This window comes from Streptomyces sp. NPDC088254, from assembly GCF_044740925.1.
In the GTDB taxonomy this organism is placed as follows: Bacteria; Actinomycetota; Actinomycetes; order Streptomycetales; family Streptomycetaceae; genus Streptomyces.
In genome coordinates, this window is record NZ_JBIURQ010000005.1 from 211,008 (window position 1) to 228,225 (window position 17,218).

Below are 17,218 nucleotides of genomic sequence, written 5' to 3' on the forward strand. Positions count from 1 at the left end.
CTCTGATCGTCTGCTGTGTGTGCTCTGGGCCCACTCGGGCACAGGGGTGCTTCGCTGCACAGGCACAGAGTGGGTGTCGTCGGCCTGCTGCCGGGGCGGTCGTTCTCGCCTCGTTCGGTCCGACACCCAGAGCTTCAAGGACGACAGAGGCCCCGCACAACACCCGCCGTCACAGATCCCACGCTGGAACCGTCCCACCCCACTCGACCTGCGGAAACAGGGAAGCATGGGATGCCCTGGAACACGTTGCGGGGACGCGGAGGCGATGTCACGGCATCGGTGGCACCCTGTAGCGTCACGGCGTGGCGCGCTACGCAGCTCCCGGGACGGTCGAGTGGATCGAGTCCGGCGGTGGACCGCTGCGCTGGTACTCGGCTCCGATTACGCCTCTACGACGTTACTGCCGGAGCCGAATGCCTACGTGCGCCGGGTCGCCGCGCACTCGGAGAAGGAGGTCCGGAAGCCGTCGATGCGGCGCTCGCGTCCGTGGGCTGGGAAGAGGAGGTGATCTGGGAGGTGCCGGAGCCTCTGGTGTGTCGGGTTACTGATCGTCATTCATCGGCAACCGGCGCGGTGTTCCTCCTGGCCCGCATGTCGGTGACGGCGTAGGGCAGTCCGGGAAGGAGGAGCACCGGGGCCGCCCACAGCGGCACGGTGAACAACGTGCGGTCACCGCCCAGCCATTGGGCAAGCAGTACCGCCGGCAAGCCGACGACGAGCGCGACCGCGAGGCCGCGGCCGATCCCCAGGCTGCCGCGCCTCAGTTCCCAGGCGACCGTGACCGCTGCGACGACGGTCCAAAAGGCGATGTCGTTGACGCTCACCGCCCGTTGGGTGGTCCACCGGAGCAGACATGTGGCCAGTATCAGCCAGCCGATCATGTAGCAGAGCATCGGGCCGCCGAACGCAGCAGCCGACGTGTGAACGGGGCGCGGGCCCGCGCCCAGGAGGCGGCGAATCGGGTGACGTCGTTGCCCACGACGTCTCGGGGTGTGCGGCCCGCGGCGACCGCGTCCTCCAGATGAGCGGAGAGTTCATCGAGCATCTCCCGGAGAGACGGGTCGTCGATGCCCCGGTACTCCCAGTTGCTGCGGCAGACGGCGAGTACCTGCTGGTTCGTCATGGTGCGCTGGTCGGTCATGGTGTGCCTTCCCCCGTGTTCCCGGTCGCGGTCAGGATCCGCCCGACATGCCGGCTGAAGGAATGCCAAACGGCCCGGCCACTCGCCAGTTCGACACGTCCCGTGTCCGTCAGGCGGTAGTACTTGCGCGGGGCGCCACCGCTGGCTGACGGGGCGCGGTACGAGGAGACGAGCCCCTCACGCTCCAGCCGCGCGAGCAACGGATAGATACTTCCTTCGCTCACGAGATCCAGCCCGCTGTCGGCGAGTGCGGCCACGAACTCGAAGCCGTATCGCGGTCGTTCGGCGATCAGCGACAGCAGGCACAGATCGAGCACGCCGCGCAGCAGCTGACTGCGACGCTGGTCACCGGCGGGGGGCAGCCCCTTTGTCATGCGGTGCAAGGTAATCGGCAACTGCCTTGCGGGGCAAAGTAATTGTCAGCCACGGGCGAACGATCCGGATCAACCGGTCACGCGTCTCGCCGGGTGGCCCGATCCAGATCGGTGCGGTCGTCCGCGTCATCCCCGTGCCGGCCGCCGTCCGGCGTGTCCTCGTCCCCGGTGCCGGGGAAGATCAGCTTGACGATCAGATGGGCCCCTGCCAGGGACGCCACCATCAGGGCCCGGTAGAGCCATTTCTTGCCGTCCTCCCAGTCGTGGGGAGGGCCGTAGACCAGATACACCATGAAACCGATGTCGGCCGGCAGGGCGATCCAGCCGAGCACACGACGTAAGCCATAACTCATACGTTCATGATCACCTGAGCTCCGAAGCCCTCGCAACCTGCTGCCGATCTCACCGACGCCGTCCGCCACTTCGCTCGGCAGCTCCCCGCCCTCGACTGATCCCGCCGACGCGGGGACCGCGCGGTTGCCCTCACGTCGTCCGGCGTCCGCCCCTGTCCGGACCACCGGTGAGCTCATGCGTGACGCCAATGCACCCAACCCGCAAGTTTACTGACGTTGCATCAGGCTACTTGACCGAGCGTCGGCCGGGACGGTCCCGGCCGGGAAGAGGAGTTCTGATCATGAACCGGACACGTCGCCGGTCGGCCACAGTCCTGGCGTGCGCGACGGCGATGGCCGTCCTGCCCGCGGTCAGCGCCGCGGCAGCGCCCGCACAGGCCCGGCCCTGCGTGCAGAAGGTGGCCGTCGTCAACAACGCGGGCTTCGTCCTGTCCTGGGCCCCCGCCACCCGCGATGGCGAGCATCTGGCCCCGACCGACGACTACCCGATCAACCAGACGCGGACCGTCGACCTGTCCGCCACATCGTTACCGCAGGGGACCGATGTCCGTCCGTACGTCGAGGCGGTCGGCGGCGTCAGTGAGTTCGGCACGTCCTATGTGTCCTACTGCGACAACGGCCAGACGGCCACGTACACCGTCACGGGCACCACGCTCGACTATTCCGTCACCCTGCTGACCTGACCGCCGCCGGCGGAGACCGGCCGCACCTACGCGCAGGGAGGTTCCGTCCGTCTCGGGCCGTCGGCCGAGACGGACGGAACCGCCCTGCGCAGCGGCGGTTGCCGGTGCCGTCCGGTGTGCTCGCCGGGAGGCCCCAGCCGGTTACGGCCCTGGCGTGGCTCAGTGGATGATCACGTTGTTGGTGATGGCCCCGGTGGTGAAATTGAACAGACCGCCGCAGGTGAGCAGACAGATACCGGGGAACCAGGGGGTTGAAGGGGTTGAAGGAGTGGGGGAGGCCGACACCTGGACGGTGGTCGTGCTGCTCGACGCGTCGCAGGGCCCGTTGCCGTTGTACGCGGCGGTGATGGTGTGCGTGCCGGCCCAACTGAACGACGCGCTGAAGGTGGCTTGCCCGTCAACCCCCACGGGGACGGTGTCCAGCAGGTCACCGCCGTCGAAGAAGGACATGCCCAGACCGCCACTCGGGTCGGATGCGCAGGTCACGGTGGCGGTCAGTTGGACCGGACTGCCGACGGTGGTGGCAGCCGGCGCGGCGATGACGCCGGTCGAGGAGGGGGCGGCGGCGGCCGAAGGCGCCGTGGCCAGAACGATCGCGAGCGCCGCCGAGGTGACGGCCCATCCGCCGGAAGTACGCCTACGCCTCACGAAGTGCTCCTATGGGTTCGGTTGATGTGCCGTGTCGATGCCGCCCACGCTAATCACGGTCGACGAATCCGCGGTGAAGACGTTCGCCGGGTGAGCCACTCGGGCTAGCCGGAAGAAACGATCGTGTGAAGGGCGGGGGACGCGACTGCGCATCACGGGGGAGGGGCGACGGCGCTCCCTCGGGCGCTAGCGTCAGACGGCTTCGCACGGCTTGCGGGCGGCTCACTTGAGGCATACCGCGGTGAGCGGGCCCTGGGGCACGATGCCGTCATGACGACGCCAGGAATTCGCTCCTACCGCCCGGAGGACCGGCCGGCCATCGACGACATCTGCATCCGTACGGCCCACGGCGGCCAGGACAGCCGCCCTCATTACGCGGACCCCGGCATCTTCCCGGCCACGTTCGCCGCTCCCTACGTCCACCTGGAGCCGGAGTCGGCCTTCGTGCTGGACGACGGACACGGCCAGGCGGTCGGCTACATCCTCGGCACCGCCGACACGCGGCGCTTCGCCGAAGCCTTCCGCACCACATGGCTGCCCCTGGTAGCCGCCCGGTACCCGGCACCGCCGACACCGACCCGCACCCCCGACGAGGCGATCGCCCACCTGCTGCACAACCCCGAACGGATGCTTGTCCCCGAGGCCGCCGGCCACCCCGCGCATCTGCACATCGACCTGTTGCCGGAATGGCAAGGCCTCGGACACGGACGCCGACTGATGAGGTCGTTCCTCCAGGCCCTCCAGGACAGGGGGGTGCCGGCCGTTCATCTCTGCATGGCGACCGCCAACACCGGCGCGAGGGTCTTCTACGACCGCATGGGCTTCCTTGAGCTCGATGTGCCCGACGACGGATCGGTCACCTACCTCGGGCGCACCACGAGGGAACTCGACCGGCTGTGACGGACGAGCGCGGAACGGGTGTGCTGCCCGCCGTACGATCGCCGAGACGGTTGCGTGGCGTAGTCCGGCACTTCACGGGTACTTGCGTCCGGCGTGCCGCGACAAACGGGCACCCGCGACGATGGTGCTTCGAAGCATGAGGAGATGGAATGCGGCTCCGCGAGTCCGCGAGGGCGTTGGCCTCCCGGTGTTCGGCCGACATACTGGCCGGCCGCTACCGGCTGGACGCCCGCATCGGTTCGGGTGGCGCGGCGGATGTGTACCGCGGCTTCGACCTGCGCCTCAGGCGTGCCGTGGCGGTGAAGGTCTTCCGGCCCGGCACCGGCGTCGAACCGGAGGAAGGCTTCTCGAGCGAGGCCGTCATCCTCGCCCGGTTGCAGCACCCGGGCCTGGTCACCGCCTACGACGCCGGACGGCAGGACGACCGCGCCTACCTGGTCATGCAACTGGTCGAAGGCTCCACGCTGAAAGCCCGTATCGCCGAAGGCGCTCTGTCGCCTCGGGAAACCGCGGAACTCGGCGCCGGCCTGGCCCGGGCCCTGGCCCACGCCCATGCGGAGGGGGTGGTCCACCGTGACGTCAAACCGTCCAACATCCTTCTCGGCGCATCGAACCGCCCCTACTTGACCGACTTCGGTATCTCCCGGCTGGTCGACGCGACCACCCGCACGGTCACCGGCACGATCGTCGGCACCGCCGCCTACCTCTCTCCGGAACAGGTGCTCGGCGAGCCCGTCGGTCGGCCCGCCGACATCTACGCCCTCGGACTCGTGCTCCTCGAATGTCTGACGGGCAGGCTCGAGTACGACGGCGGCCCTCTGGAAGCGGCCATCGCGCGGCTTCACCGCCCACCCGTACTGCCCGGCGCCCTGCCGAACGAACTCGCCGCGCTGCTGGGGGACATGACAGCCAAGGAAGAGTGGACCCGTCCCTCGGCGCTCGAATGCGCTCGCACACTGGCCTCCGTGGCGGACAGGACGGCTCCTTCCGCCCCCGCAGCGTCCACCACGCGCCCCACACCCACGGCCGATGTCGCAGCCGCCGCACGCGGTCGAGAAACGAAGAACGACGACGCGACCCACCCGTCCGCACATCCCGCTCCCATACGTGCCGCCCCCCGACCCGCTCCTGCACGGAGCCGGGTTCTCGCAGCCGGTGGAACCGTCGCCCTCGTCACCGCCGTGGCCGCCGCTCTCGCAGTCACCGACGTCTTCCCCAACCAGCGAAGCGACGAGCACCCGTCACGGGCCGTCAGCAGCCCCGCCGAGAAGGCCGCCCCCGACGGCAGCGCCGTGACGACAAAGGACGACGCCGCAGCAGCGCAGGCCCCGACGGTCTCGCCCCCGCTGCGAGAGGCCTCCGACCAGCCCCTTCATGAGGTCACCCCCGTACGCGACATCCGTCCCACGTCCGACGGCGCGGGCCGCACCCCGGCATCCCACGGCGGAGCCCAGAACAAGACGAAACCCGCGTCGCCCGGCAAAGGCTCCGGGAAGTCACAGAAGGCTGAAAAGGCTCAGAAGGCGGAACTGAAGTCAGGCGGCAGGAGGCGGAACAAGTCGGCTGAGTGAACACGCCGCCGGCGGCAGTGACCCGCACGACGCGCGCCGGGTGAGTCGTGTCTCACCGTGACAGCATTGCTATGCAACTCGGTGCATAGCAGGATGGGCGCATGGCACTTGAGCACGCGATCCTCGTCTCCCTCCTGGAGAAGGCGGGCTCCGGCTACGAGCTGGCCCGGCGGTTCGAGCGGTCCATCGGATACTTCTGGACCGCCACGCACCAGCAGATCTACCGCGTGCTCAAACGCATGGAGAACGACGGCTGGGTCGACGTCCGGGAGGTCCCGCAGTACGGGCGTCCGGACAAGAAGGAGTACTCCGTCGCCGAGCCCGGCCGTGCCGCGCTCTCCGCGTGGCTCCATGAACCGACCGAACCCGAGAGCGTCCGGCACGACCTGGCCGTGAAGGTCCGCGGCGCGGCCTTCGACGATCCCGCCACCCTGATCAACGAAGTCGAACGGCACCGGAAGGCGCACACGGACCGCCTCGCCCACTACCTGACGGGCGAGGCCCGCGACTTCGGGGAGTCCCCGGTGCACGGCCCGCCCGACGCCGAACGGGAGCTCCAGCACGTCGTGTTGCGGGGCGGCATCGCCTACGAACGGATGATGATCGCCTGGCTCGACGACGTCCTCGCCACACTGACCGGCCTGGCCACCGGCTGCTGACCGGCCGAGCAGACCTCTGCGGCACCCGCCCCCGGCACACCCTGACCAGCCCCTCGGGACCCGACCCCGGGGACACGAACCCACCCGCACCCCTCCCAGCCGAAAGGCGGCACCCATGGCCGACGCCCTGCTCTTCAACCCGCGGACGTACGACCCCGCGCACTTCGACCCGGAGACCCGCAGGCTGCTGCGTGCCACCGTCGACTGGTTCGAGGAGCGCGGCAAGCGACAGCTGATCGAGGACTACCGGACCCGCGCCTGGCTCGGCGACTTCCTCGCCTTCGCCGCGAAGGAGGGCCTCTTCGCGACCTTCCTCACCCCGGCCTCCGCCGCCCAGGAAGGCGAGGGCGACAAGCGCTGGGACACCGCCCGCATCGCGGCCCTCAACGAGATACTCGGCTTCTACGGCCTCGACTACTGGTACGCCTGGCAGGTCACCATCCTCGGCCTCGGCCCCGTCTGGCAGAGCGACAACGCCGCCGCGCGAGCCCGCGCCGCGGAACTCCTCACCCAGGGCGAGGTGTTCGCCTTCGGCCTGTCCGAGAAGGCCCACGGAGCCGACATCTACTCCACGGACATGCTGCTGGAGCCCGACGGCACGGGCGGCTTCCGGGCCACCGGCTCCAAGTACTACATCGGCAACGGCAACGCCGCCGGGCTCGTCTCCGTCTTCGGCCGCCGCACCGACGTCGAAGGCCCCGACGGCTACGTCTTCTTCGCCGCCGACAGCCGCCACCCGGCGTACCACCTTGTCAAGAACGTCGTCGACTCCTCGAAGTACGTCAGCGAGTTCCGCCTCGAGGACTACCCCGTCACCCCCCAGGACGTCCTGCACACCGGCCGCGCCGCCTTCGACGCCGCCCTCAACACCGTCAACGTCGGCAAGTTCAACCTGTGCACCGCCTCCATCGGCATCTGCGAGCACGCGATGTACGAGGCGGTCACCCACGCGCAGAACCGCATCCTCTACGGCCGTCCCGTCACCGCCTTCCCGCACGTGCGACGGGAGTTGACCGACGCGTACGTCCGGCTCGTCGGCATGAAGCTGTTCAGCGACCGTGCCGTCGACTACTTCCGCACCGCGGGCCCCGACGACCGCCGCTACCTCCTCTTCAACCCGATGACGAAGATGAAGGTGACCACCGAGGGCGAGAAGGTCATCGACCTGATGTGGGACGTCATCGCCGCCAAGGGCTTCGAGAAGGACAACTACTTCGCCCAGGCCGCCGTCGAGATCCGCGGCCTGCCGAAGCTCGAGGGCACTGTGCACGTCAACCTGGCGCTGATCCTCAAGTTCATGCGCAACCACCTCCTCGACCCGGTCGCCTACGAGCCCGTCCCCACCCGTCTCGACGCGGCCGACGACGACTTCCTCTTCCGGCAGGGACCGGCCCGCGGTCTCGGCTCGGTACGCTTCCACGACTGGCGGCCGGCCTTCGACGCGTACGCCCACCTGTCCAACGTGGCGCGTTTCCGCGAACAGGCCGACGCACTCTGCGAGTTCGTCCGTACGGCCGCTCCCGACGAGGAGCAGAGCCGGGACCTCGACCTGCTCCTCGCCGTCGGGCAGCTCTTCGCGCTCGTCGTCCACGGGCAGCTGGTCCTGGAGCAGGCAGCCCTCGCGGGCCTCGACGAGGACGTCCTCGACGAACTGTTCGCTGTCCTCGTGCGGGACTTCTCCGCGCACGCCGTCGAACTGCACGGCAAGGACTCCGCGACCGAGGCCCAGCAGCTCTGGGCGCTCGGCGCGGTCCGGCGCCCGGTCGTCGACGGCGCCCGCTCGGAGCGCGTCTGGCAGCGCGTCGAGGCTCTGTCGGGGGCGTACGAGCTGAAGCCCTGAGGTTTCCACACGCCCTCGAAAGACGGCCGGCCGCTCACTGTGTGCCGGGACCCCCGGCACACAGTGCGTGCTCGATCAGGGCGCCGGCCGCGTTCTCCTGCTCCATGATGTGCCCCGGAGTGTCGCCGCGGGCCTCCGACATCGAGACCACGGCGCTTCGCCTGCCGTCGTCGGTGACGCCGTTGAGGGTGATGTAACCGCCGTCCCCGCCCTCGTGGCTCCAGTACGTCCCTCCGCAGTCCAAGGGACGTTCGACCAGGCCCAACCCGTATCGGCCGCCGGGCCACAGCTTTTCGACTTCGGCGCTCACGGCGACGGTCCGCTTCATCTCGGCCAGCTGCCGTGCGGGTAGCAGGCGACCGCCCAGCAGCGCGCGGAAGAAGCGGTTCTCGTCCCGGGTTGTGGTGACCCACGACAGGTTCTCGTGGTCCACCGGTATCTGGTCGGTGACGTCCACCCGGGAACCGGGGCCGAAGAACTCGTAGGCCTGGGCGTGGGGCCGGGGCAGGGTGGGGGAGGCGCCCATCCACCGGGTCTGGTCGAGGCCCAGCGGGCGCAGGATGCGGTCTTCGATCTCCCGGTGGGCGGGTCGACCGGTGGCCTTCTTGATGATCATGTCGAGCAGGACGTAGCCGGTGTTGGAGTATGCCCAGCCCCCACCGGGCTCGAAGGGGTGCGGCGCGTGCGCCATGGCCCGGGCGACGAGCTCCTCGGAATCGTGGACGTCGTGGCGCTGCTCGTAGTACTCATCAGGCGTGGTGTATCCGGGCAGGTCGTCGCGGATTCCACTGGTGTGCTGGAGCAGTTCGCGGACGGCGATCCGGCTGCCGTCGTTGCCGTTGCCCTGCACCACTCCTGGCAGCCAGCGGTCGACCGTGTCGTGCAGGGACAGCCGGCCCTCGGCCTCCAGTTGGAGGACCACGGTGGCGACCAGCGTCTTCGACGTGCTGGCCATGCGGAACCAGCCGCGGGGGGAGACCGGGCGGCCGGTGTTCAGATCGGCGGTACCGCTGGTCGCGACCGCCTGCCCGCCGTCGGCCGCGACCGCGCGAGCCTGCACACCGCTGACGCCGAGCGCGTGGATCGCCTCGGTGTCCCGGCGTAACTGCTCCGCGAGGGAGCGGCCGGCGGGCTGTGCGACGGCGGGGGCCACCTCGGCGGCGAGGAGCGTGGCGACACCGAGCGCCATGGCCAGGTGCTTCCGCAGAGTCCAAGTCATGGCTCGACGCTAGTTTCGCTGCCGGGCGGGTGCGATCCGGCGCACCCCAAGATCGGAAGGGGGGATACCCCCCCCGTGCGGGCCGTGGCCGTCCGGCGTCGACCGCGTGAAGTCATCCGGGCGGTGAGGGCCCAACGGCCGGCGACGGCATGAACCGGGAGGCACAGCCGGGACCCGGCGGGGAATCAACCGCGACATCACGGGCACTCCACAGCCGTCACCATCCATCGCGTTGAGGAGAGCCATGGCACCCAAGACCGGAAACGACCAGGCCAACCGGTTCTGCAAGGCGTGCGGCACGCCGGCCGAGGACGGCAAGCTGTGCAGCCACTGCGGCACGGTTCTGGACTTCCCCGACGATGCCGGCCTGATCGAAGACCAAGGTGCGGCAGTGCGACGTGAGTTCGAGGGAGACATCGGACAGCGACGGCAAGGGTGATCGGCGGCGCAACGAAATGAACTCGATCCGCTTAACCGCGCACACCGGGGTACACGGGCCGACATGGCATCCAAGACTGATCGCGTCAAGTCCCTGCGGGCCGTGCGACAACTGCGCCAGGTTCGCGTCTTCTATGTGGTGGGCGTCCTTGTGTGGGCGGCATCGACAGCTTGGACGGGCTGGCAGTCTCCCGGCAGCCGGCAGATGTGGGTGTCCGCCCTCCTCCTGGCCATCTTCACCGGTCTCCTGCTCACGGCGTCCCTGTGGCTGCAGCGTCTCCGGGCCGCAGGCTCAGCCGACCGCCCCGTCCACCACGCCGCAGCACGAAGGACGACCGCACCCCGCCACGTGCACGCCTGAAGCACGGCGGGTTCACGGTCCTGCCAACCGACGCCCCCACGCCCTGATCGTCGGCCCTGCAGGCTGGACCACCTGCACAGCCTGTGCCTCGCGGCCGGCGATCAGACCTCGCCCGTGGACCTGCGACGGCGGCGCGCGCCGACGACCGATCCGGCACCGAGTACGACGGTGGCGGCGCTGGTCAGGGCGATCGGCGTCATCGCGGAGGAGGAACCCGTTGCGGCGAGGCTGCCGTGGGTGCCGGACCCCGTGGCCGTCGTCGTGGTCACCTGCTGGGACGTGCCCCCCTGCGCCGAGAGGCCGGAACCCTTGCCGGGCTTCGCCGCGCCGGGCCGCTCGTCGTCGTTCTGGCCGGGATCGCCGGGCTTGGCGTCGTCGACCGGGTCGGTCTTGTCGCCCGCGGGCGTGAGCTTGAAGTCGTAGCGCTTCATCGGGCCCAGCACGCACGGGTTGTACGCATCGGAGGCGTCGCCGGCGAGGAGGGCGAAGGCGTCGGCGTCCTTGACGCCGGGATCGACCGTCATGCGCAGCTTCACGTCGCTGTGCTCGCCCGGCTTCATGGCCTCGATGCGGGCGAGGTGCTCCGGCCCCTCACCGTTCAGGGTCTGCCAGATGGGGCCATTGGACCATTCGACCTCGAGAGGGTCCTTCACACCGCGGCTCTTCCCGGCCTCGTGGAAGAAGACCAAAGGATCCACGGCCAGTGTGCGCTGGGTGCCGTTGGTCACGCGCATGATGAAGTCGACGGTGCTTCCGGCGGCGACCTTGGTCGGCAGCCCCACCGCGAGCGAGGTCAGCCCGTCCTCCCGCACGCACTGCTTGGCGGTGGCGAGCGCCTTGTCGGCGGCCTCCTTGGCCGCCCGGGCCTTCTCCAAGGCCTGCTGGATCTGGTGGTACTTGCGGACGGCCGCCGCCCGGGCGTCGCCGAGTGCGGTGCTGGCCTGCTCGGCCGCCGCATCGGCCACCTGCTCGGCCGCGATCGCCTTCGCCAGGTCTCCTTCCGCCGCCTCGAGGGCCTGCTGTGCCTCGGCCTTCTCGGTGTCGCTCTGTGCCGCTTCGAGCTTGGCCTCGGCGTCCGTGACGGCCTTCTCGGCCGCGTCCTTCGCAGCGGCCGCTTCCTTGGCCGTCCTGGCCGCGGCGATGACGGCCGCCTTGAGCGGGTGCGTGTCGGAGTCCAGGGCCTTGAGGGTGGCGTCGAGCTCCTTGCGCCCTTCCGTGGCCGCCGTGACGGCCGCGGCGTAGGCCTTCTGGGCGTCGGTGGCCGCCTGCGCCAACTCCGCGTACGTCGGCTGGTTCTGCGTCGGCCCCGCGGGCGACCCGGCGGCGAAGGCCGGAGCGGCGGTGATCAGCGCGACGTGGGTGGCCACGGTGACGGTGGCGGCCACGGCAAGGCGACGGCAGAACTTCACAGGGGTCCTTTCACGACCGGGGCGGCAGTCACCGGGCGACACACGGGAGCCGAGAACCCGTTGATCTTATAGTCCCGGCAAAGAAGATGATGATCTATTTTTCGGACGTTGCCGCTCCAACCCGCTTTCCCTAGAGGCAAGTTGCGGCGGAGAAGCGATCCCGGGCCGTCGCAGCAAGACTGTGTACGCCCGTACACAACGATATGTACACTCGTGCACATGGGATACGGACTGCTGGCCGCGGCCATCGCGGCGGAGGTGGCCGGGACGACGGCCATGAAGTTCAGCGAGGGGTTCAGCAAGCTGTGGCCGTCGCTCGGCACGGTGGTCGGATATCTGATCGCCTTCGCACTGCTCGCGCAGACCTTGAAGGTGATGCAGGTCGGAACCGCATACGCGATCTGGGCCGGGGCGGGCACCGCGGCGGTCGCCGCGATCGGGATCCTCTTCCTCGGCGAGACGGCCGGGCCCGCCAAACTCGCCGGGATCCTCTGCGTGATCCTCGGCGTCGTGCTGCTCAATCTCGGAGGAGCGCACTGATGGCCGGGCCGCGAAGGTACGACCCCGAGCGGCGCCAGCGCATCGTCGACGCCGCGATCCGGGTGGTGGGGCGCTCCGGCATCTCCGGCCTCAGCCATCGCACCGCCGCGGCCGAGGCCGACGTGCCGCTCGGCTCCACCACGTACCACTTCAAGAGCCTGGACGACCTGCTCGTGGCCGCCCTCCGCCAGGCCGGCGAGGGCTTCGCCAAGGTGGTGCGCGAACACGGCGGTGCCCTGGCCGATCCCGACAGCGACCTCGCCGCCGAGCTGGCCCGGCTGACCGGCCAGTGGCTGGGCGGCGACCGTGCCGGCGTGGAGCTGGAGTACGAGCTCTATCTCGCCGCGCTGCGCCGCCCCGCGCTGCGCGCCGTCGCCGCCGAATGGTGCGAGGAGGTCGCCGAGTTGCTCTCCCACCGCACCGACCCACGCACCGGGCGTGCCCTGGTGGCTCTGCTCGACGGCATCTGTCTGCAAGTGCTGCTGACCGGTGGGGAGTACGACGAGGAGTACGCGAGAGACGCACTCGCGCGGGTCATCGGGGGGAGCGGCCAGGCACAGCATCCCTGAGTGCCTGTTTCCGGTCCCAGATTCTGAGTAGCTTCAGGGCCTTGGCTGGGCAGGGCGGAAAAGGGTGTGCGGGTGCTGCGGCCGGACGCTCCGCCCAATGCCGTGTACTGCTCGCCATCATGTCGTTCCAGGCAGTGGCACCGGGACCAATGTCAAGTGTCCTGAGTGCGGGGCCACTTGGGTGGCCGGAGCGGATCGGCGTTCGAACGCCGTTCACTGCTCGCGGCGGTGCGTCACGCCACGGCAAGCGCGACCACGCCTTCCCGGACACCGCCACAGCGACAGCCGTCTGCGCCCGTCTGCGCCCGGCTGCGAACGTACCTCGCCCGGGACCGGCCCTAGACCCGGCCCCGGGCCGGCTCCGGCCTCTGGGCGGGGATGTCGGTCGAGGCCGGGCCGTCCTCCCTGGTCTCCCCGGCCCTCCCGGTGTCCTCCGCTGCGCCGAACCAGGCCACCGCGACCGCGCCCGAGACCGCCAGGACGAAGCCGGTCACCGCCAGCCAGGCGAAACCGGGGCGGGAGGCGTCCCCCAGCCACCAGACGCCGATCATGCCGGGCAGCACGGTCTCACCGACCACCAGCGCCGCCGTAGCTCCGTTCACCGAGCCGATCTGCAGCGCAACGGTGTGCAGGTACATGCCTCCGATTCCGGCGACGAGAACGGCGTACAGGGCCGGGTCGGCGAGCAGCGCGCCCATGTCGAACGGATCGACACCGTTCAGCACCCGCACACCCACGCCGAGCGCCCCGAAGCCGAGTCCGGAGAGCAGACCGGCCACGATCGTGGCCCGGGCGCCGAGCAGCCGGACCAGAACCGTGCCGCCCGCCATCAGCAGCACGGAAACCGTGAAGAGCCACCAGTGGGTGGTGATCGGCGTGTGCCCGCTGCCCTCAGGACCCGCCGCGCTCGCGAGCAGCACCAGCGCCGAGCAGACGACTGCGATCGAGGTCCACTCCGCCCGGGTCAGCCGGATGCCCAGCAGCTTGACGCTCAGGACGGCCGTGATGATGAGGTTGGCGCTGATGACCGTCTGGGAGAGGAACAGCGGCAGCAGACGGGCGGCGAGCGCGCCGAGCCCGAAGCCGACGAAGTCCAGGACCGTGCCGACGACGAACTCCCAGGTCATCGCGGCCTGGGCGGTGGAGGAGAGACTGGGGCCGCCATGCGCGGTGACCTGTCCGCTGGTGTGCCCGGCGGCGGCCGCCCCGCGGCGGGCCGACTTGCGGGAGCCGACGGCTTGGAGGACGGAGCCCGTGCCGTAACAAATCGAGGCCGCGACGGCGGTCAGCAGTCCTATGAGCACCGAGCACTCCGTTCAGGGGGTGGTTCCTGGCTGTTCTCCCTGCCAGACGCGGGATCGGCCGCCCTCGTTGCACGGACCGGGCCTTCGCCGAGATGGACGTGAAGAAGGCTGCCCGGAGTCCCGCAGTGGTTCGTGACGGGGCCAGGAGGCCCGGACCCCGTCCGCTGGGAGGGAGCAGGGAGGCAGGGCTGCGGCTCCGCGCTGTCGATCACGTTCCCGTCGCTCGGCGCCGCGCCGCCTACCGCCCGGCCGTCGGGACGTCCGGGCGAGGATCGATCGGCGTGAGCACTCCGAGGCGGTCCTCGACCTCCTGGGCAGCGTCCAGGCACAGGTCCTCCCGGAACGCGCGCCCGACGATCTGCACGCCGGACGGCAGGCCGTCGGCCACTCCGGTCGGCACGGCGACCCCGGGCACACCCGCGAAGCTGGTCACCGTGCACAGGCGCATGCCGGAGCCGACGCGTTCCCGTCCTGCCCGGTCGCGTGACTCCAGCCCCGGCTCGACGGCGGGCTCCGTGAACACCGGCCCGAGCAGCAGCGGGTATTCGTCGAGGAACTCCGCCCAGGAGCGGCGGATGCCCAGCCAGACGCCCATCAGCTGCATGAACTCCGCCGCGGTGGCGGGCGGCGTCTTTTCCATCGTCATCCCGATGTAGCGATCTCCGCCCTCGCCGAGCAGTGTCCGCACCGCCGGCCAGGTCGGGGCGAACTCGGTCACGACGATCCGGTGGTACGCCTCCAGCGCCTCGTCCAACCGCGGAACGTCCTCGATCTCCCGGACGTCGTACCCGGCGTCCCGCAGTGCGTCGGCAGCAGCCGCGACAGCACCGCGGACCGTCGGATGGACGCCGTGGCCGCCGGGATCGGTGACCACCGCGACCTTCACCGGTCCCGGCAGCGGCTCACCGCGCACGGGCACCGGTACGGCCCGCGGGTCCCTCGGGTCGGCCCCGGCCAGCGCCTCGTATGCCAGCCGCAGGTCGGCGATCCTGCGGGCCAGGGGTCCGTCGGTGACCAGCATCTGTGAGGCCGGTCCCGGGTCGCCCGAGCCGAGAAGGCGGTGGTCCGCGGGGAACCGCCCGGCGGAGGGCTTCAGTCCCGCCACGCCGCAGAACGAGGCCGGGATCCGTACCGATCCACCGGAGTCGTTGCCGAGCCCGAGCGCGGCCATGCCGGTGGCGACGGCCACTCCGTCGCCGCCGCTGGAGCCGCCGGGAGTCCGGCTGCGGTCCCACGGGTTGACGGTGTCGCCGAACAGTTCGCTCCTGGTGTGCATACCCGCCAGGACCAGGGTGGGTATGTTGCTGTGCCCGATCGGTACGGCTCCGGCGGCACGCAGCCGGGCCACCGGCGGCGCGTCGGCCGCCGCCACCAGATCGCGGAAGCGTGCTGCTCCCATCGTGGTCGGCACACCTTCGACGGCGGTGGTCTCCTTCACCGTGAACGGCACCCCCGCCAGAGGTCCCAGCTCTTCGCCTGCGGCCCTGCGTGCGTCCGTCTGCGCCGCTGCTTCCCGGGCGTGCTCAGCCATCAGCTGAGTGACCGCGTTGACTCGCGGGTTGACGTCGGCGATGCGGTCCAGGTGGCTGTCGACCAGTTCGACGGCCGATACGTCTCCGTTCCGGACTGCCTCTGCCTGGGCTGCGGCAGACATCTTCCAAAGAGCGTCCCGCACGATTCTCGTCTCCCCGTCCATGTGCCGAAGTGCTCGCGTCGGAACTCTAACTCAGAAGCGATACGATCGTATCGGAAAAGGGAGGCGGCCGATCATGCCCAAGCAGGTGGACTACGAGAGCCGACGCCGACGGATCGCCGAGGCCGTCTGCCTCCTCGTCGACGAGCACGGACCGGAGGGGGCGACCATGCGCGACGTCGCCGCCTGTGCGGAGGTCTCCCTCGGTGCCGTTCAGCGTTGCTTCCGCAGCAAGGAGGAGATGCTCCTGTTCGCCGTGGACCACGTCGGCGAGCGCATCATCGAACGCGTACGGGCCCGCCTGTCCGGCAGCCCGGCCCAGTCAGCGTCTACCGCCCTGGGCCACGCGGCCACCGAGATCGCCTTGCTCCGCAGACAACACCGTGCCGAGGCGCGGGTGTGGCTCGCGTTCGTCGCCCAGGCTGCCGTCAGCGAGCCGCTCGCCGCCAAACTCAGAACCAGTTACGAGGCTCTCCACGACCTCCTCTGCCGCCTCCTCACGGAGGCCCTCAGTGCGGAGGCCGGCGGGAGCGGCTCGGCCGGCGGCGACGCTGGCACACTCGATCCCCAGCGCGAGGCGAGGGCCCTGCTCGCCCTCGTGGATGGCCTGACCAGCCATGTGCTCATAGGGCACTTGACCGCCGAGGAGGCCGAGGACGCCCTGCACATGCATCTGACCCGCCTCTGGGAAGGCCTCGAAACCGGCGGTCCCGTGCCGTCCATCGCACAGGCGACGTGACGAGGCACCTCGCGTGGCTTTCCGTTGTCCAGCCCGGGGGAGCGGCAAGACCCGACAGCATGGCGGACCTGTCAGGTGCCGCTCACGGTTAGCCCAGAGGACCGGGGCGCCGAAATGTGCGGACGTAAGACTTCCGTCATCCGTTGCCCGATGACACGCCGCCCGCCCGGCCCGTTGAATGCAAGTGGCAGGGAACATTCAGGGATCGAGGCGGGCATGGGGCGTGGACGGAAGACGCTGGGGAGGCCGTGGGCCCTGGGGGCGCTGGTGGCGTTGGCCGCCGGTGTGGGCTTGGGGTTGTACTGGTTCCAGCCGTGGAAGCTGTGGCAGGACCGAACCGTGCAGGAGGCCCTGCCCGGCGCTGCGGCCCCCGCGGCGCCTCCGGCCGGAGCGCCCTCCGCGTCGCCCGCCCCGGCTCCTCAGCCCCGGACGGTGGCGGCCGGCGCGTTGATCAGCCACGAGCACGCCACCACCGGCAGCGTGAAACTCGTACGGCTCCCCGACGGCTCCCATGTCGTACGGCTGGAGGACCTCGACACCAGCAACGGCCCGGATCTGCGCGTGTGGCTGACCGACGCGCCGGTGAAGGAGGGGCGGGCCGGCTGGCGCGTCTTCGACGACGGCGCGTATGTCAGCCTCGGCAAGCTCAAGGGCAACAAGGGGAGCCAGAACTACGCCGTCCCCGCTGACGTCGACCCGTCCCGGTACACCAGCGTGAGCATCTGGTGCGACCGCTTCGACGTGTCCTTCGGCGCGGCCCGACTCACGCGCTCCTGA

At 70.2% G+C, this 17,218-nt stretch carries 20 protein-coding genes; 11 read left to right on the plus strand and 9 right to left on the minus strand.

The genetic code is table 11. The features are described from left to right. Positions 1–551 precede the first annotated feature (551 nt). From ACIOC0_RS16605 to ACIOC0_RS16620, 4 genes are all read right to left on the minus strand, one after another. Entirely contained in the window at positions 552–881 is a 330-nt protein-coding gene (locus tag ACIOC0_RS16605; protein WP_402155708.1) for a hypothetical protein, read from the minus strand. Continuing rightward, the gene (locus ACIOC0_RS16610) at positions 878–1,141 is read right to left on the minus strand and encodes a hypothetical protein (RefSeq protein WP_402155709.1); all 264 of its coding nucleotides are present in this window, start codon (positions 1,139–1,141) and stop codon (positions 878–880) included. The genes ACIOC0_RS16605 and ACIOC0_RS16610 overlap by 4 nt, the downstream gene beginning before the upstream one ends. Then, positions 1,138–1,515 (minus strand): PadR family transcriptional regulator, encoded by a 378-nt coding sequence (locus tag ACIOC0_RS16615; protein ID WP_402155710.1) that lies wholly within the window; start codon positions 1,513–1,515, stop codon positions 1,138–1,140. The genes ACIOC0_RS16610 and ACIOC0_RS16615 overlap by 4 nt, the downstream gene beginning before the upstream one ends. 77 nt (positions 1,516–1,592) lie before the next feature. Beyond that, positions 1,593–1,868 (minus strand): hypothetical protein, encoded by a 276-nt coding sequence (locus ACIOC0_RS16620; protein WP_402155711.1) that lies wholly within the window; start codon positions 1,866–1,868, stop codon positions 1,593–1,595. Between the two features lie 281 nt (positions 1,869–2,149). On the opposite strand from ACIOC0_RS16620, the gene ACIOC0_RS16625 reads away from it, so the two are divergent. Next, the gene (locus ACIOC0_RS16625) at positions 2,150–2,551 is read left to right on the plus strand and encodes a hypothetical protein (RefSeq protein ID WP_402155712.1); all 402 of its coding nucleotides are present in this window, start codon (positions 2,150–2,152) and stop codon (positions 2,549–2,551) included. A 159-nt stretch (positions 2,552–2,710) separates the two neighbouring features. Here the strand turns inward: ACIOC0_RS16625 and ACIOC0_RS16630 are convergent, their stop codons facing one another. Continuing rightward, complete coding sequence (locus tag ACIOC0_RS16630; protein WP_402155713.1) at positions 2,711–3,199, minus strand: Ig-like domain-containing protein; 489 nt, start codon at positions 3,197–3,199, stop codon at positions 2,711–2,713. Positions 3,200–3,469: 270 nt separating this feature from the next. On the opposite strand from ACIOC0_RS16630, the gene ACIOC0_RS16635 reads away from it, so the two are divergent. From ACIOC0_RS16635 to ACIOC0_RS16650, 4 genes are all read left to right on the plus strand, one after another. After that, positions 3,470–4,099, plus strand: coding sequence for a GNAT family N-acetyltransferase (locus tag ACIOC0_RS16635; RefSeq protein ID WP_402155714.1), 630 nt, complete (start codon positions 3,470–3,472; stop codon positions 4,097–4,099). 149 nt (positions 4,100–4,248) lie between these two features. Continuing rightward, positions 4,249–5,670 carry a serine/threonine-protein kinase gene (locus tag ACIOC0_RS16640; protein ID WP_402155715.1) on the plus strand — a complete coding sequence of 474 codons (1,422 nt, stop codon included), beginning with the start codon at positions 4,249–4,251 and terminating at the stop codon, positions 5,668–5,670. A 101-nt stretch (positions 5,671–5,771) separates the two neighbouring features. Further along, the gene (locus ACIOC0_RS16645) at positions 5,772–6,329 is read left to right on the plus strand and encodes a PadR family transcriptional regulator (RefSeq protein ID WP_402155716.1); all 558 of its coding nucleotides are present in this window, start codon (positions 5,772–5,774) and stop codon (positions 6,327–6,329) included. 115 nt (positions 6,330–6,444) lie between these two features. Further along, complete coding sequence (locus ACIOC0_RS16650) at positions 6,445–8,169, plus strand: acyl-CoA dehydrogenase family protein (RefSeq protein ID WP_402155717.1); 1,725 nt, start codon at positions 6,445–6,447, stop codon at positions 8,167–8,169. Positions 8,170–8,203: 34 nt separating this feature from the next. On the opposite strand, the gene ACIOC0_RS16655 is transcribed toward ACIOC0_RS16650, so the two are convergent. Continuing rightward, entirely contained in the window at positions 8,204–9,388 is a 1,185-nt protein-coding gene (locus tag ACIOC0_RS16655) for a serine hydrolase domain-containing protein (RefSeq protein ID WP_402155718.1), read from the minus strand. Between the two features lie 244 nt (positions 9,389–9,632). On the opposite strand from ACIOC0_RS16655, the gene ACIOC0_RS16660 reads away from it, so the two are divergent. Together ACIOC0_RS16660 and ACIOC0_RS16665 are read left to right on the plus strand one after the other, a co-directional pair. Next, a complete protein-coding gene (locus ACIOC0_RS16660; RefSeq protein WP_402155719.1) occupies positions 9,633–9,827 on the plus strand; it encodes a hypothetical protein in 195 nt (64 codons plus the stop codon). Positions 9,828–9,890: 63 nt separating this feature from the next. Next, positions 9,891–10,187 (plus strand): hypothetical protein, encoded by a 297-nt coding sequence (locus ACIOC0_RS16665; protein WP_402155720.1) that lies wholly within the window; start codon positions 9,891–9,893, stop codon positions 10,185–10,187. Positions 10,188–10,288: 101 nt separating this feature from the next. Here ACIOC0_RS16665 and ACIOC0_RS16670 read toward each other — a convergent pair whose 3' ends face one another. Continuing rightward, positions 10,289–11,596: a hypothetical protein gene (locus ACIOC0_RS16670; RefSeq protein WP_402155721.1), complete on the minus strand. Its 1,308-nt coding sequence runs from the start codon at positions 11,594–11,596 to the stop codon at positions 10,289–10,291. Between the two features lie 219 nt (positions 11,597–11,815). Here ACIOC0_RS16670 and ACIOC0_RS16675 point away from each other — a divergent pair, with 219 nt between their 5' ends. Together ACIOC0_RS16675 and ACIOC0_RS16680 are read left to right on the plus strand one after the other, a co-directional pair. Continuing rightward, on the plus strand, positions 11,816–12,136 hold the full coding sequence (locus ACIOC0_RS16675) for a DMT family transporter (RefSeq protein WP_402155722.1): 321 nt from the start codon (positions 11,816–11,818) through the stop codon (positions 12,134–12,136). Further along, positions 12,136–12,705, plus strand: coding sequence for a TetR/AcrR family transcriptional regulator (locus ACIOC0_RS16680; protein WP_402155723.1), 570 nt, complete (start codon positions 12,136–12,138; stop codon positions 12,703–12,705). The genes ACIOC0_RS16675 and ACIOC0_RS16680 overlap by 1 nt, the downstream gene beginning before the upstream one ends. 338 nt (positions 12,706–13,043) lie before the next feature. Here ACIOC0_RS16680 and ACIOC0_RS16685 read toward each other — a convergent pair whose 3' ends face one another. After that, positions 13,044–14,009 carry a hypothetical protein gene (locus tag ACIOC0_RS16685; RefSeq protein ID WP_402155724.1) on the minus strand — a complete coding sequence of 322 codons (966 nt, stop codon included), beginning with the start codon at positions 14,007–14,009 and terminating at the stop codon, positions 13,044–13,046. A gap of 238 nt (positions 14,010–14,247) precedes the next feature. Beyond that, positions 14,248–15,705 carry an amidase gene (locus ACIOC0_RS16690; RefSeq protein WP_402155725.1) on the minus strand — a complete coding sequence of 486 codons (1,458 nt, stop codon included), beginning with the start codon at positions 15,703–15,705 and terminating at the stop codon, positions 14,248–14,250. Positions 15,706–15,778: 73 nt separating this feature from the next. Between ACIOC0_RS16690 and ACIOC0_RS16695 the strand changes: the two genes are divergently transcribed. Both ACIOC0_RS16695 and ACIOC0_RS16700 read left to right on the plus strand, forming a co-directional pair. Then, positions 15,779–16,441 carry a TetR/AcrR family transcriptional regulator gene (locus ACIOC0_RS16695; RefSeq protein ID WP_402155726.1) on the plus strand — a complete coding sequence of 221 codons (663 nt, stop codon included), beginning with the start codon at positions 15,779–15,781 and terminating at the stop codon, positions 16,439–16,441. 216 nt (positions 16,442–16,657) lie between these two features. After that, positions 16,658–17,218, plus strand: a complete 561-nt coding sequence (locus tag ACIOC0_RS16700; RefSeq protein ID WP_402155727.1) for a DM13 domain-containing protein — start codon at positions 16,658–16,660, stop codon at positions 17,216–17,218.

What these genes read in the sequence shown, in the direction of transcription:
- ACIOC0_RS16615 (WP_402155710.1), bottom strand. Translation starts at nt 1,515, where the DNA reads ATGACAAAGGGGCTGCCCCCCGCCGGTGACCAGCGTCGCAGTCAGCTG.
- ACIOC0_RS16660 (WP_402155719.1), top strand. Translation starts at nt 9,633, where the DNA reads ATGGCACCCAAGACCGGAAACGACCAGGCCAACCGGTTCTGCAAGGCG.
- ACIOC0_RS16610 (WP_402155709.1), bottom strand. Translation starts at nt 1,141, where the DNA reads ATGACCGACCAGCGCACCATGACGAACCAGCAGGTACTCGCCGTCTGC.
- ACIOC0_RS16695 (WP_402155726.1), top strand. Translation starts at nt 15,779, where the DNA reads ATGCCCAAGCAGGTGGACTACGAGAGCCGACGCCGACGGATCGCCGAG.
- ACIOC0_RS16690 (WP_402155725.1), bottom strand. Translation starts at nt 15,705, where the DNA reads ATGGACGGGGAGACGAGAATCGTGCGGGACGCTCTTTGGAAGATGTCT.
- ACIOC0_RS16675 (WP_402155722.1), top strand. Translation starts at nt 11,816, where the DNA reads ATGGGATACGGACTGCTGGCCGCGGCCATCGCGGCGGAGGTGGCCGGG.
- ACIOC0_RS16700 (WP_402155727.1), top strand. Translation starts at nt 16,658, where the DNA reads ATGGGGCGTGGACGGAAGACGCTGGGGAGGCCGTGGGCCCTGGGGGCG.
- ACIOC0_RS16625 (WP_402155712.1), top strand. Translation starts at nt 2,150, where the DNA reads ATGAACCGGACACGTCGCCGGTCGGCCACAGTCCTGGCGTGCGCGACG.
- ACIOC0_RS16605 (WP_402155708.1), bottom strand. Translation starts at nt 881, where the DNA reads ATGATCGGCTGGCTGATACTGGCCACATGTCTGCTCCGGTGGACCACC.
- ACIOC0_RS16650 (WP_402155717.1), top strand. Translation starts at nt 6,445, where the DNA reads ATGGCCGACGCCCTGCTCTTCAACCCGCGGACGTACGACCCCGCGCAC.
- ACIOC0_RS16645 (WP_402155716.1), top strand. Translation starts at nt 5,772, where the DNA reads ATGGCACTTGAGCACGCGATCCTCGTCTCCCTCCTGGAGAAGGCGGGC.
- ACIOC0_RS16665 (WP_402155720.1), top strand. Translation starts at nt 9,891, where the DNA reads ATGGCATCCAAGACTGATCGCGTCAAGTCCCTGCGGGCCGTGCGACAA.
- ACIOC0_RS16680 (WP_402155723.1), top strand. Translation starts at nt 12,136, where the DNA reads ATGGCCGGGCCGCGAAGGTACGACCCCGAGCGGCGCCAGCGCATCGTC.
- ACIOC0_RS16655 (WP_402155718.1), bottom strand. Translation starts at nt 9,388, where the DNA reads ATGACTTGGACTCTGCGGAAGCACCTGGCCATGGCGCTCGGTGTCGCC.
- ACIOC0_RS16640 (WP_402155715.1), top strand. Translation starts at nt 4,249, where the DNA reads ATGCGGCTCCGCGAGTCCGCGAGGGCGTTGGCCTCCCGGTGTTCGGCC.
- ACIOC0_RS16620 (WP_402155711.1), bottom strand. Translation starts at nt 1,868, where the DNA reads ATGAGTTATGGCTTACGTCGTGTGCTCGGCTGGATCGCCCTGCCGGCC.
- ACIOC0_RS16635 (WP_402155714.1), top strand. Translation starts at nt 3,470, where the DNA reads ATGACGACGCCAGGAATTCGCTCCTACCGCCCGGAGGACCGGCCGGCC.